This window comes from Paraglaciecola mesophila KMM 241 (assembly GCF_000315015.1).
Classification (GTDB): Bacteria; Pseudomonadota; Gammaproteobacteria; order Enterobacterales; family Alteromonadaceae; genus Paraglaciecola; species Paraglaciecola mesophila.
On sequence record NZ_BAEP01000075.1, the window covers coordinates 198,564 to 213,340 of the forward strand.

Below are 14,777 nucleotides of genomic sequence, written 5' to 3' on the forward strand. Positions count from 1 at the left end.
CTTTCGCTGTTCTGGCATTGAAGACGCTTAGGCTATCCTTAGGATGTTCAAATTCATTCCCGATGAATTTGTGCTTACTTTTCTTAGCTGTTGAAGAAAAGTCAGTTGGACCGCGCGGCGGCCGCTCATGGATTTCGTTTGAAAAAAGGCAAGGATGCCGGTAAGCGAAGCGCATGCTTTGCTTTGTTCACCGACTCAAGTCACCCCGAGCATCGAAGGCTAACGCTGGTGAGATTGCCGGGAGCAATCTGAGTGAAAGCCGCGTCGGGAACGCGTTTTCACGGCCAGTGTTAGGCGAAACGCGCAGGGATAAGTGACTTGCCGGAGGCGGCTTCTTTACTTCGGGCTATCCATGCCCTTCGTGCTGCGCACCATCCTGCGGATGTTCAAAGTTGTTCCCTACAACTTTGTCTGGTTACTCTTTCTTAGCTGTTGAAGAAAGAGTAACTGGTGCGGCAGGGATGCCGTATCAAAAACGCAATGGATTGCGGTAAGTGAAGCGTATGGTGAGCAAAGCGATTGCTTGGCGCACGCAGTGCGCAACGCAGCGAAGCTGTGCCCTGTGCCCGCAGGGCATAAACAAGTAACGCGTTTGCTTAACGCACAGCATACCGCTGATCCAACTCACTCACCCCTAATCCACTTTTCTTGGTCACTGCCAATTGCGCTACTATGCGCTCTTTCATGGCTTCAACATGACTGATAACCCCAATCATCTTGCCTGAGGCGTGCAAGTTATCCAGTGCATCCAAGGCGATATCTAGGGTTTCGCTGTCTAGCGTGCCAAAGCCTTCGTCTAAAAACAGCGAGTCGATGCTGGTCTTGTGACTGACCAGTTCTGATAGCGCCAGTGCCAGTGCTAGGCTGACCAAGAAGCTTTCGCCGCCGCTGAGGGTCTTGGTGTCGCGCTGAATATCCCCTTGCCAGGTATCAATTACGCTAAGGGCTAAACTGGCATCGGCTTTACGCTTGAGTAAATATCGGCCGTGTAAGCGCTCTAATTGTTTATTGGCCAAGTACATTAAGTTATCAAGGGTGAGGCCTTGGGCGAACGTGCGGAACTTGTCGCCTTTTTGGGAGCCAATCAACGAATGCAGATAATGGATATGTTCAAATTCACTGCGCTGATGCTCAATCTGACTAAACAGGCTTTGTTGCTCGCTGCTGCGCTGTTTGTCGAAATTCAGTGCTTGGCTGATTTCCCCTTCACGCTTGTTCGCCTCGTGTTGCTCTTCGGTAAGGGCATTAAGGGCCTCACTAACCTCATCGCGCGTTTGTTGTTGCCACTGAGCAGCATTGTGATGTGCTAACAGCGTGCTGACTTGGCTGTTCGCTTGCTCAAGCAGCGCCTGGGATTTGGCTAGGTTGTCATCCAACGTCTGCTTGAGTGTTTGTAATTGCACACGGGTGGCTTCATCAAGTAAAGCGGCTTCAAAGGCTTGCTGAGCGGCAAAGGGGCTGGCTTGAAGCTTGGTTTGCCATTCGTTTTGCCGAGTTTGCAAGCGAGTTTGGCTTTGTTGCAGTTGAGTTTGGGCGTTTTGTACGTTAGCCAAATGCGTATTATGTTCCTGCTCTTTCTGACGTAATTGCTGCTGAGCTTGTTCATGGCGCGCTTCTAATGTGCGCAGCTTTTCGCTTAAAATCTCGCGCTCTGTTTTTACTGATTTATCAGCAAACAGACTAAAACGTTTGGCATTTAAGATTTCAAGTTGTGCGCTTAACGTTTGGCTTTGCTGCTCAATAGCGGTTAGCTGACTCTTGATGTCGCTTGATAGACTGAGCTGATGTTTCTGGGCGCTAGTGAGCTTGTCTATTTCTACCACCGCTTCATTGTGCTGATTTGCGTGGTGCTCCCACTGTTTGGCGTCTTGTTCTTTGCTCGTTAGCCATTGAAGCAGATCATCCGCTTCGGGCGGGGTATAGCCGTGTTGGTGAATATGCGCTAACAGGCTTTGGCTCAATGAAGTTACGGTCTCATTGACCAGTTGCATGTCGTTGCTACGATTGTGCACACTGCTTTCTAGGCTTTTCGCTGACTGTTGTGCCAGTAACGAAGCTGAACTGGCGCTTTGGCTCTGACTTTGACTGTGTTGCCATTTTTCCTTGCTGACTAACAAAGTGCGAGCTTGCGTTTTTAGCTGATTTATCTGCTTTTGTAACTGCTGAATTTGCTGGTTGATTCGACTTTCAATGGCAATAAGCGCGTCAGCATTATCAATAGTAAGTTGTTGGTTAGTGTGTTGGTCAGATAACGGGCTTAGGGCTTGGCACATCTCAGGCCATGCTTGGCTTAATTGTGCTTGTTGTGTGCTGAGCCAATCGATACGTTGCTTCAGCTCGGTTTCACCGCGCAAGAATGCATCCAGTTTTGCGCGTATTTCTTTGCCGTGCTCTTCTAACTGCGCAAGTTCGCTTTCCTGTTGTTGTTTTTGCGTGACGGTATCAGGAATATCCACCGCTGCTGCAGAGGCAAGCGGGTGCTCTTTGGCGCCGCACAAGGGACAGGGCTGTTCATCTTGAAGGGCTGCACGAAAGTGAATCAATTGCTCTTCTTGGCTGATAAGTTGGCTGAGCAGTTTCACTTGCTGGCTTTTCGCTAAATACTGACGTTTTATAGCTTCCCGCTCATCGGTCAGGGTTTTCTGCTGAGCAACGTTATCAGCGTGTTGAGCCTGCTTTTGGGCTAACTCTTGGTTTTGCTGTTGCCACTGTTGATGGGTGTTTTTTAACGCCAATAGTGGCGGTGTTAAGCCTTGTAAAGTATTGAGCCGCCGCTCCTGGATGTCGAGCGTGCCGTGCTCTTCAAGCTTGGTTAGTAGCTCGGCTTGTTGCTGATATTCGTTCTCCAATTCGCGGGTTTGTTGATTAATTTTTTCATGTTGTTGCTGGTTAAGCTGAGCGTCTTGATGGGCAAGGTGTAATTGGCTTTGTTCTTGTTTTAACTTTTCAGCCAGATGCTGATAACTCGCTTGTTCTTTTTTGATCTGTTGGGCTTGCAGCTGCCATTGGCCTAAATACTGTTTTAGTGCTTCATCAGACGGATGGGCGGTTAAGTAATCATTAGCTTGTTTTAACAATTGCTGCTGGCTGTTAATCCCAGACTGAGTGTTTTCAACATCTTGCACAAGCTGTGCATGTTTAGTACTTAACTGAGCGTGTTGCTCGCTTACTTGGGTGAGCTGCTCTCGGTGTTGGCGTATTTTGTTATCTAGGGGAATAACCTCATCATTAAGTAAGGTTTCCTGTGCGTGATATGCCGCCTTGATTGCTTGAAACTCAATGTTTACTGCCACACTTAGAGTTTTACTTTGCGCTAAGCTAGCGTCACTTGTTTGCAGTTGCTGCTGACTTTGATTCAAGGCATTTTCGTCGTTAATGCACTGGGCTTGAGTGTCGGTTAATAGCTCAAACGGGGCCCGTAGGGCTTCGCTTGGGTGGCTATTGGCCAGTCGTTGTAAGGCCTCTTTTTGCTGTGTTTTTTGCTCTTGGGCTTGGGTCAGTTGCAGCTTAGCTTGCTCTTGTGCGCTTTGAGCTGTGTTAAGTTGTTGCCACCAGTTCATATGATCTTGGGTGGCGGTTATCTGTACTTGACGTTCTTTTTGCTCTGTATGCAGGCTTTGCTGTTCATCCATGAGTGTTTGCTTTTGCTCTTCACTGAGCAATTGCACACCTTTGGCTTGGGCTTCAAGCTCGGCTAACTGTTGTTTCGCTTGGCTGTAATGTTGGTGTACTTTTTCTGATATCAGGCCATAAATTTCAGTGCCTGTTAGTTCTTCTAATAGCTCGGCGCGCTGCTTTTCATCAGCATTTAAAAATGCGGCAAACTCCCCTTGAGAGAGCATCATGGATTTAGTAAAACGACCAAAATCGAGGCCGGTGATCTGCTCTATTAGCTCAGACTTTTTCTTAATTTGGCTAGCAAGCACTTTTTCTGAGGCAACTTCCCCTAGCTCCACCACTGCCGCTTGCAAGTTGCCATCTGGGTTGCCACGAGAGCGGCGCATGCTCCAGAAGGCACGATAGGCCACGCCTTTTACTTCAAATTCCACTTCGGCGCTACACTCGGCTGTACCTCGCGTCATGATCTCATTGTTGTTGGCCGACAGTGCTCCTAAGCGCGGGGTTTCATGGTAGAGCGCTAAGCAGATGGCATCGAGCAAAGTGGTTTTGCCTGCCCCAGTGGGGCCGGTGATGGCGAATACACCGTTATCGGCAAAAGGTGCTTGGCGAAAGTCTATTTTCCATTGGCCTTTTAATGAGTTGAGGTTGCTAAATTGCAGGCTAAGGATTTTCATTATTTAGCCTCCTGCTGGTGCACTTCTTCGACTATTTCATTAAAGGTATGGCGAATTTTCGTTAAGCGTTGTTGCTCCTGTTCCCCTTCAAAATTTTCAAGGGCGAGTCGCTTTTCAAACACGTCGAAGGGGGTGAGCTCTGCCAGTGTTTCATTGTTAACTTGGTTTAGACTTTGGCTTGCTCTGGCGCGAGTGCGACGTAATTGCAACACTTCCACATTTCGCCCCTCGGTCAAGGTTTGAATGCTTTGCTGCAAATCACTTAAGTAGTCTTGCGCATCAACATGAATGCACAGCCAAGTGGGCTTTACTGAGGTTGGCTCTGGCGGTTTATTGGCATCGTCAGTTTTGCCGTCGACTGCGCCACCATTCACTGTACGATTTATGTCGCATTTCTTGTCATCGTTGAGAAGCGGAAACTGTGTGAGTTGTGCTTTTATGCTTTGCAAATCCCCTTTGAGCATAGCCATAGGCTGAAACATGGGGATATTCATAGGGACAATGCTGCGCTGACCTTGCTGATCAAACTCTACGATCACCACTTGTTTTTGCGATTTAAGCTCATCAAAACTCAGTGGTATAGGCGAGCCACTGTAACGAATGTGCTCAGATTTAGCGACCATTTGTGGCCGGTGAATATGCCCAAGAGCAATATAATCCGCTGGGGGGAAACCATCAGCCGCAAAGCCGTCTAACGTACCGATGTAAATCTCTCGCACGGATTCGGATTGACTGACGCCTAAGGCGGTTAAGTGACCTGTGGCGATAATAGGAATAGAGGCGTGGCTGCTGTCATCATTGTTATTACCTTGGGCCGCTTTGCCAGTGCTGCTATGGGCAATTCGGCTACGACGTTCAACGGCGAGCTGATAAATGCTGGCGTAATGGGCTTTTATGGCATCACTTAGGGCAATCTTTTTGTCTTCGCTGGTTTCACCTGCTCGGCTTTGCAGCACGTCCCGCGGGCGAATAAACGGAATCGCGCATAAGATAGCGCCTACACCGCCAGTGGTGTCTGTTAGTTCAATGACTTGCTGTTCCATATCATCAGTGGTGTTGGCAATAACATGGGTGTGCAAGCAGGCTAGCAACTGCTTAGACTCATTTAGGGTCGATACAGAATCATGATTGCCCCCTAACACCACTAAGGTGCATGTGAGCTTGCTTAGTTCAACCACAAACTGATTGTACATCTGCCGAGCGTAACTGGGTGGCGTGCCTGTATCAAAAATATCCCCCGCGACAATAACAGCATCAATTTTTTGTGCTTGAATCACGTCAAGCAACAAGTCTAAAAAGGCTTGGTGTTCGTCTTTGCGGCTTTTTGTGAAAAAGTTTTGCCCTAGATGCCAATCAGAGGTGTGTAGAATTTTGATACGCCAAGTCCTTAGTGGTTTTACAAATAATATGTTGCAGGGTGCCAGTGTACTGCATCACCAGTACGCAAAGTAGGTGATACAAAAAATTCAGCCACTCTAATAGCCAGTTTGGCGACTTATGTTTAGCTTATTTGGGCGCTTATGTTTAGCTTATGAAGAGAAAGAGTAAGCCCCTCACGTTCATGCCCTGAGACGATTCAGCGCAAAGGTTAGGGGCGAAAGTTAAGGCCTATCGCTACCCAGATGGCTGTTACTGTAAGTTGAAGGCGTGGAGTTTGCCTTATATTCTTTGATGTTTTTGTGACTTCCTGAGGGCGTATCTGAGTCCGTCGCTGAAATTCTTATCGTTCAGTGCGCTTCGTGCCTGATTGAACTATTTTGCCGAAATTAGCTTGAAATCAAACCCAAGTTATCGCTTTTCGAGGCAGTTAACTTCTTGATTTTTATGACTTGTTTAGCGTGAGAATTGTAACCAAATATGTGGGGCTGCGCCGCTGGGTGTTTTTCGTGGTAATAGTGATGTAGCTCAGTTAACTGGGCAACCACATCAGCTGTTATAAGAACAATAATAAATCGTACTTCTGGCCGGACAGAAAGCAATAACAGAAGACGGTGCAGTGTTGATTACTCCACATTGACATTGGGACATGCAACACAATGAAAAAAACACATACCTTTAAAGCCAAAGATCAGTGGTTAAAAGTCGCATTGATGATGAGCGCATCGTCAGCAATTTTGAGTACAGCTAATGTTTACGCTCAAGAGCAAACGGCTGCAGCCGCAGATGATCTAGAAACAATCAGTGTTATCGGCTCACGCCGTTTAGGGCGTACGGTTGAAGATAGCCCTGTGCCTATCGATATCATTGGTGCTGACTCACTTAGCACTACAGGGCAAACTGAAACTAACATGATTCTGGGTAACTTGTTGCCCAGTTTTAATTTTCCTCAGCCATCATTAACCGATGGTACCGACCATGTGCGCCCAGCGCAGTTGCGCGGCTTAGCGCCGGATCACACGCTCGTATTAGTCAACGGTAAGCGACGTCACTCAAATGCTTTGCTTAACCTCAATGGCTCAACGGGGCGTGGTTCGTCCGCGGTCGATTTAAATGCGATCCCTGCTAACGCCATTGAGCGTATTGAAGTGCTGCGCGATGGTGCCGCGGCACAATATGGATCTGATGCGATTGCTGGCGTTATCAACATTGTACTGAAAAGTGCCAGCAGCGGTGGCTCGGCATCAGTCACGTACGGTGCGAACGTTACGACTATGGACGGTGTACCTGATTTAAAAGACGTCGGCATTGACGACAACGGCGACCTTGCGTTTACCGAAGGTGGCGATCGTGAATTAACCGATGGTCAAACCGCTACCATGCGCGCCAACATGGGTTTTGCATTAGGGGATAATGGTTTCTTTAACTTGTCAGCTGAATTTCGTGATCGCAGTGCTAGCAATCGTTCTGATTACGACCAACGGGAAAACTACTCACGTTTAGAAGATGGCTCGTTAGATCCCCGCGAACTCACATGGGATCGTTACAACCATAACTTTGGTAACGGCGACGTTGAAGACGTGGCAGTGTTTTATAACGCTGGCTTTGAGCTAAACGAGAACGCAGAACTATATTCATTTGGTTCCTACAGCACCCGTGAAGGGGAAGGCGGCGGATTTTATCGCCGTGCCCAAGACAGCCGTAACATCGAAGCGATTTACCCTGATGGCTTCTTGCCTATTATTACCTCTGACATTAATGATTATTCATTTGCCACTGGCGTAAAAGGCTTTATGAGTGATTGGAACTACGATCTCTCTGCTGTATACGGTGAAGATGAGTTCGAGTTCGGGGTAAAAAATAGCTTAAACACCTCACTCGGGCCAACGAGTCAAACGGTGTTTGATGCCGGTACGTTGATTTACGACCAACTGACGATTAACCTCGACCTTAGCCGCGAAATTGATGTGTCTGGCCTAGCCAGTGGTGTGAACGTGGCGGTAGGTGCTGAATATCGCCGTGAAGGCTACGAAATTGAAGCCGGTGAAGAAGCATCTTATGTTCAAGGTACCTTTGGTGGCTCTGCAGGCTCCCAGGTATTTCCTGGTTTTACCCCTGAATCAGCTGGCGACAACAGCCGTCACAACGTCAGCTTATACATAGATTTAGAAGCGTATATCACTGACAACTGGAACGTGACCGTAGCCGCTCGTTATGAAGATTACTCTGACTTTGGCTCAACGGTAAATGGTAAGTTTGCCACCCGTTATACGCTGACTGAAGAGATTGCTCTGCGGGCGTCAGTATCAACAGGCTTTAGAGCACCATCGTTGCAGCAACAATACTTCACCTCTATTGCGACGGTATTTGTGGATGGCGAACCAACTGAAACCGGTACTTTTTCACCCAACAGTGATGTTGCGCAAGCCCTTGGTTCTCCCGGTTTGGATGCAGAAGAAGCGGTGAACTACGGTGCGGGTATTACCTGGTCGCCAGATTCAAACTTCAGTCTCTCAGTGGATTATTACAACATCAAAATTGACGATCGCATTGTGCTGTCTAATAACTTGTCGGGTGAGGGGATTGAAACCTTATTAGCAGGTACAGGGGCAAACCGTGCGCGCTTCTTCTTGAATGCCATTGATAGCGAAACATCAGGGGTTGATGTGGTGGCGTCATACAATACGGACATTCAAAACTGGGGCGATGTGGCCTTTAATGCAGGCTTTAACTACAACAAAAATGAAGTGACTGACATCATTGACCCACCTGCAGTACTTGCCGGTGCTGGGGTTGATCAAGGTAACTTGTTCTCGGATGTTGAATTGCGCCGATTTGAAGTGGGCTCACCAAAAACCAAGCTTAACTTGAGTGCGGTGTGGACCATGGATGAATGGCATGCAACGTTGCGTACGACGCGCTACGGTGAAACCCAAGAGCCATCAAGTGACCCCGCTACCAATGAAGTGTTGCCTGAAAAATGGGTCACAGACTTGGACGTTGGTTATGACGTAACAGAAAACGTAACGCTAACGTTAGGGGCGAATAACTTATTTGATGTTTACCCTGATACTACCCGCGAATTGGTGGAAGATGTGGGCACGTTCTCACGCTTATTCCCCTATTCAGGGTTTTCGCCGTTTGGTTTCTCAGGGCGTTTTGTCTACGGTAAGGTATCTGTCACGTTCTAATGTTGCGCTGTATAAGCGCCCTTAGCTTGGAAACAAGCATTTAGGGCAAGCAATAATGAAGTAGACTATTTGCAGCGGGCGCAGTGAAAACTGAGCCCGCTTTTTTATGGGCTTTATTCTATTCAGGGGTTTCAACACTTAGGTGATAACCAGAATACTTACGCATGTTGATCACACGATCCCCGTCTAGCATCCAGTATTGGCCTTTAATACCTTGCAATACACCACTAAAAGACAGTTCTTTGTCTAGATTGATGGATTTTACTTTTTCTGGATATTGGTCCACCGGGTAATGAATATCAACCGCGGGTAAATCAAGAATATCGATGGCTTGAAAACCATATTCTTCGGTGATTTCGTCTAGCTGATCTTCTATCTCGGTAATGAGATCTTCTTTTAACTGCTGCAAATCGGCACTGTCAGGTTGGCTTTTGAGCATGGTGCGCCAATTGGTTTTATCCGCAATAAACTCTTTCATGGCTGTTTCGACTAAACCACTTGTTAAGCGATTTTGTACCCTCATGATGGCCATCGCCTGAGTGGCACCTTGGTCGAGCCAGCGACTTGAAACCGCATCACTCACATGACGAGTAATCCCCACTTTAATCGTACCCGTATTGGCTAGGTATACATAATGATCTGAAAGGCAATTTGCTTCGCCCCAGCTTGGTTCACGGCAGGTTCCAGCATCATAATGACAAAGTTCAGGCTTGATAATACAGGTGTCACACTGTGCTAACGTCGTTAGGCAGCGGTAACAATAACCTTGATTAAAGCTCTTTTTGGTTTTTGCTTGGCAATGCACGCAGTTTATCTGGTTATCGAAACTGACTTTGAGCGTTTTACCGATCAGCGGGTTCATATCGATAAACTGCTCACCTATGGGCAATTGATATTGGGCACGATGCTCGGCATCGGTGGATACGCGCATTTTGCGAATATTACCTTGGTAAGTGGTCATTTTGTTCTGGTCCTGTGTACGAAATTGACGCCTAACAACTGTAGGGCGTTAACAGCTCGCCATTGTGACAGCCTAAAGCCTTGATTGCCAAAGTAACCTTAAGGCAAAATAGCCCGACTCCTCCAATGGCCGTTACATTCGCTTTATTAGGCAAGTATGCAAACTCAGTTACTTTTGGCACTACGAGATTTTTTTAACGACCCTCGACTTATTAAGCGTGAGCTATTGCAAAGCTTGTGGAGCGAGTACGGTGAGATTGCTCGTTACGATAGCCCTAAGCTGGGCAAGAGCGTGATTGTGAAGCATGTTTCACCTCCCTCCAAGGTGCATCATCCTCGAGGTTGGCACAGTGACGTGGGGCACCAACGTAAAGTGCGCTCCTATCAAGTGGAAGCGGAGTTTTACCAGTCTTTCGCCGGGCGTTGTGATGAGACGTGTTATGTGCCGCAGTTTATCGGGCTAATCAAAGAGCCAAACCACCCAGAGCAACTAACCTTAATCATGGAGGACTTAAAAAGTAGCGGTTTTGATTTGCTATACACTGGCGTTACAGACACGCAGATTAAAACAGTACTGAGTTGGTTAGCGCATTTTCACGCACGTTTTATCAATATAGACACATCGACATTATGGCCCGTTGGTTGTTACTGGTATTTGGCTACTCGCCAAGCAGAGTTTGATGCGATGCCCCAAGGCGTGCTCAAAAACAATGCTCAGCGTATTGACGAGGCACTGAATAATGCGCGTTTTCAAACACTGTTACACGGCGATGCAAAACTAGCGAATTTTTGTTTTAGCGCGGGTGAAAAAGTCGCCGCGGTGGACTTTCAGTACGTAGGCAGGGGGATAGGCGTCAAAGATGTCATGTATTTCTTAGGCAGTTGCTTGTCTGCCCCTGTGCTGTTCGAAAGACACGATATCTATATTAATTATTATTTTGCGCAGTTGAATAAAACGCTAATTTCTAGGCACTCACATGAGAATAATCAGCCTTGGGTCGCACAGCTAGAGGAAGAGTGGCGAGGATTAATACCTTTTGCATGGGCTGATTTTCATCGTTTTTTACTCGGCTGGAGTCCAGAGCATGTGAAAATAAACGAATTTATGCAAGGGCAGACGGCAAAGGTATTGAATAGCGTTCTGTGAGCAGCCGCACGATCCGCTATTTTTGCTATATTGACGTAGCCGAACTATTCGCTATTACCTCGCTATATGGCTTAATTTTGCTTTTTACAGTAACAGGCTTACGGAATTGATGATTAAGATTGTACCCTAGGGCTAATCATTACAGTATTGAACTTCGTGAATTTGCATTAGTACGTTCTGCTGGAATCGATGACGCTAGCATCCGCATTTTTCTCTATGGTAAACATGCTTACTTGAGACATTTATCCTTTATGAGTCATTCTCTTTTGGTTTCGAACATCCGCCGAGCATTAAAACTAAACTTCATTCCTGCCGTGTGTTTACAGCTGATTGCATTAGGCATTGGATTAAGCTTTTTCCATTGGCCTGCAAGCCAACCCGTGTTTAATTTTTTCGCGGATCTTAAATCGCACTATGGTGTGGTTTACGCTGTAATATCTACCGCGGTGTTCGGCGGCTTACTGCCTTTTTTGTACTTACGCTTATCCGGTCAAATTCATTTTAAGCCTTCGGGGCAGTTATTATTTTACTGTTTACTTTGGGCCTTTATGGGTTGGTTGGTAGATGCATTCTATGGTTTGCAAATTACCTTGTTTGGCAACGGTACTGATGCCGTCACCCTGATCCAGAAAATCGCTTTTGACCAGTTTGTGTTTAGTGCTTTGTTCACATGTCCACTACTGACGATTTGTTATCAATTTAAAGACGCGCATTTCAATGTACGTCATACTATGCAGCTATTGGATAAACGACTGTTATTAGTCTATTTACCCACTACGATAGTAACCAATTGGTTGGTGTGGATCCCTTCAGTTTTGCTGATTTATTTGATGCCGCCAGCGTTGCAACTACCGCTGTTTAACCTAGTGCTGTGCTTCTTTGTATTGGTGCTTGCTATTTTGAATAGTGAACCCTCTCGTGCACCTTCTATTACAACTTCTACTAAATCCTCTTGTGTGTCCGACTCAGGTGAGCCTCGCTAATAATTCGGCGCCTTAAATGGGTTAATAAGTTCCTGATGCACCTTGTCTGTGAATGACTGCTAATAATTAAGGTAGCGGTTCTGTTAAGCGATTTTCAAACTGTTTCTTATTCTTTATCTGATATTTGTGATTTATCTAGTAATTGTACTTTACCGTCTTGCAAACACGTACTAACCGGCGGAATGCCGTTAAGTAAATTTTTATTCTCTAGCTTGAAGTGCAGCACACTGCAGTCATGTACGTGGTCATTACAGAAGCAATCTGTATCACTTTGAGTATTGTGGCTATATTAAAAAGGCAATAACTGTTACTTGGAGCTTCTCGATAAACTGGTTTACCAGTATAATATTCTTACCATTGCTGTGGTGCTGTTTTCGTGTAGATTAAAGATCAAGGATCAACGGCCAATCTTTCGAAAATTGCGCACTTCAACGTTAGCGTTTATTCTTTGTATAAGAGTACAGGCGCTATCTTCATGCCCATACTGTTACTCATAGGCGCGATATTGATTACTAAAGATAGGCAAAGCTTATCTACACTAACCAAGAGGCAGTCAATTTAGTACTATGATAGTCCATCAAGAAGCCATAAAAGACGCTGTATATCAGTTGTTTGACGAGGTAGATGCTCTTTCTGTTCAAGGATACGATGAAGAGCGGAATGTAATTTACTGGAATTTAGGCAGTGAGTTGCTGTATGGCTATAGCGAAGAAGAAGCCTTAGGTCAGAAACTCGAAGACCTCATTTTCCCCGACTTTATGCGTGAACCCGTTATTGCCGCCCACACTGATTGGATCAATAACGGCATTAAAATTCCTGCTGAAGAACTGACATTGCGCCATAAAAATGGTGGCGATGTAATTGTCTTTTCAAGTCATGTTTTGTTCACTAATGAACATGACAAGCACGAAATGTACTGTATTGACATTAATCTTGCCGAAGTAAGACAAGCCCAAGCGCAAGCTAAATTTAAAGACAACATGTTGGAAGCTGTCTTTGAGGCCACCCCAGATTTGTTCTTCTTGATGGAAGAAGACGGCACCATAATTGATACCCATGGGGGAGATGGCAAATATCTCGGTGCGTCGCCAAGTGAATGCGTCGGACGCACTATCACAGATTTGTTTCCACGCAGGGTGGCACGCAAGTATACGCTATTCAATAAAAGGGTGATTGAGCAGGAGGGCATTTCAACCTTTGAGTATGAGCTAACACTGCCTGAAGGTGTTTGCTACTTTGAAGCTAGGCTAAGTCATGTTAAGGCGTACAAACAAATTGTTGTGATCGTTCGCGATATTACTGAACAGCACAAAGCGGCGGAAACGATACGCCATCACGCCTATTACGATAGTTTAACCTTGCTGCCAAATCGTTTCTTGTCCCTGGATCGTTTATCGCAAATGCTTAAAGAGGCGCAAAGAAACAAAGAAAAAGCCGCTCTGCTATTTCTAGATCTAGACGACTTTAAGAAGGTGAATGACTCATTAGGCCACGAAGTAGGTGACAAACTCCTATTAGAGGCGGCCAACAGGCTAACCTTAGCCTTACGTAAAGCCGATACGGTAGGGCGTTTAGGGGGTGATGAGTTTATCGTATTATTGCGCGCGCTAGCCGATGATAATGATGCTAAAGAGGTGGCTGAAAATCTACTCCGGGTTTTTAGAGAGCCTTTTCAAATTGACGGTAAAGAGCTTATTTTAACGTTAAGTATCGGTATTGTGGCCTATCCGGAAAATGGTAGTAGCGCTTCAGATTTATTGCGTAACGCTGACGCGGCTATGTATCAATCAAAATTGTCTGGGCGCAATACGTATTCATTTTTTACTAAAGAAATGAATGCAATCATGTTGCGCCGTTTTGAGATTGAAGAGCAGCTCAATCTAGCCCTGCAGCGCAACGAATTTGAGGTCTTCTACCAACCGAAATTTGATGTGCAAAATAGAAATGTCATTGGTGCTGAAGCATTAATTCGTTGGCGCAATCCGGCATTGGGTAATGTGCCGCCTGACGAATTTATCCCCATCGCTGAACATACCGGCTTAATTGTGCCCATTGGTAAATATGTTATTGAACAAGCTCTAGAGTTTTTGCGGGAGTGGGCGTGTATTCATAACAAAAACTATACTATTGCGGTCAATTTATCGCCGCGCCAATTTAGGGATAAAGAGCTAATTAACTTTATTTTATCGGCATTGCGCAAAGAAGAAATCGCGCCCGAAAACTTGGAGTTTGAAATTACTGAGGGAGTATTAATGGTTGGTAATGCCTATGTAGATGAGGCACTTGAAGAGCTTCATCAGTTAGGTGTGAAATTATCGATGGACGATTTTGGTACAGGCTACTCTTCACTGAGTTATTTGCGTCGCTATTCATTTGATATTTTAAAGATAGACCGAAGCTTTATTGATGGCATCACTGTGAACAAGGAAGACTTTGATTTAGTTAAAGCAACCATCGCAATGGCACATAGTTTAGACCTACAGGTGGTCGCTGAGGGTGTTGAAACCCATGAGCAACTTATGTTGCTAGATAAACTCGGTTGCGACTTAGTTCAAGGCTACTATTTTAGTAAACCCATACCAGCCCAAGCATTAATAGATTATAGATTTCCAGCAAGCTAAACATTTTTTTGTAATGAAATAACCTAATGCGATCGCGTCGATTCAGGTGAGTAGAAGAGCGCAGTATTGGCAATAGATGAGCCGTGATATAGGCACTAAAATGACAATTTTCCAGCCTCATTAGAAAGCCCTCTGATGAGGGCTTATGCTCGAACAGTCTGTTATACCAATCTGCTTTAATAAGTAAGGGATCATTTATTAAC

The 14,777-nt window shown here is 45.7% G+C and carries 7 protein-coding genes; 4 read left to right on the forward strand and 3 right to left on the reverse strand.

Annotated features, from left to right (window positions below; genetic code table 11):
• Positions 1 to 596: 596 nt before the first annotated feature.
• Together GMES_RS18710 and sbcD are read right to left on the reverse strand one after the other, a co-directional pair.
• Positions 597 to 4,295, reverse strand: coding sequence for an AAA family ATPase (locus GMES_RS18710; protein ID WP_006994358.1), 3,699 nt, complete (start codon positions 4,293 to 4,295; stop codon positions 597 to 599).
• Positions 4,295 to 5,671: an exonuclease subunit SbcD gene (gene sbcD, locus GMES_RS18715; protein WP_039987791.1), complete on the reverse strand. Its 1,377-nt coding sequence runs from the start codon at positions 5,669 to 5,671 to the stop codon at positions 4,295 to 4,297. The genes GMES_RS18710 and sbcD overlap by 1 nt, the downstream gene beginning before the upstream one ends.
• Before the next feature lie 660 nt (positions 5,672 to 6,331).
• Here sbcD and GMES_RS18720 point away from each other — a divergent pair.
• Complete coding sequence (locus GMES_RS18720) at positions 6,332 to 8,863, forward strand: TonB-dependent receptor plug domain-containing protein (RefSeq protein ID WP_006994361.1); 2,532 nt, start codon at positions 6,332 to 6,334, stop codon at positions 8,861 to 8,863.
• Positions 8,864 to 8,981: 118 nt separating this feature from the next.
• On the opposite strand, the gene GMES_RS18725 is transcribed toward GMES_RS18720, so the two are convergent.
• On the reverse strand, positions 8,982 to 9,824 hold the full coding sequence (locus tag GMES_RS18725) for a DUF2797 domain-containing protein (RefSeq protein WP_006994362.1): 843 nt from the start codon (positions 9,822 to 9,824) through the stop codon (positions 8,982 to 8,984).
• Positions 9,825 to 9,980: 156 nt separating this feature from the next.
• Here GMES_RS18725 and GMES_RS18730 point away from each other — a divergent pair, with 156 nt between their 5' ends.
• The 3 genes from GMES_RS18730 to GMES_RS18740 all read left to right on the forward strand — a co-directional run bounded on the left by GMES_RS18730 (position 9,981) and on the right by GMES_RS18740 (position 14,574).
• A complete protein-coding gene (locus GMES_RS18730; protein WP_006994364.1) occupies positions 9,981 to 10,970 on the forward strand; it encodes a phosphotransferase in 990 nt (329 codons plus the stop codon).
• Positions 10,971 to 11,221: 251 nt separating this feature from the next.
• On the forward strand, positions 11,222 to 11,953 hold the full coding sequence (locus GMES_RS18735; protein ID WP_039987793.1) for a hypothetical protein: 732 nt from the start codon (positions 11,222 to 11,224) through the stop codon (positions 11,951 to 11,953).
• Between the two features lie 566 nt (positions 11,954 to 12,519).
• Positions 12,520 to 14,574 carry a bifunctional diguanylate cyclase/phosphodiesterase gene (locus tag GMES_RS18740; RefSeq protein WP_006994368.1) on the forward strand — a complete coding sequence of 685 codons (2,055 nt, stop codon included), beginning with the start codon at positions 12,520 to 12,522 and terminating at the stop codon, positions 14,572 to 14,574.
• Positions 14,575 to 14,777 lie beyond the last annotated feature (203 nt).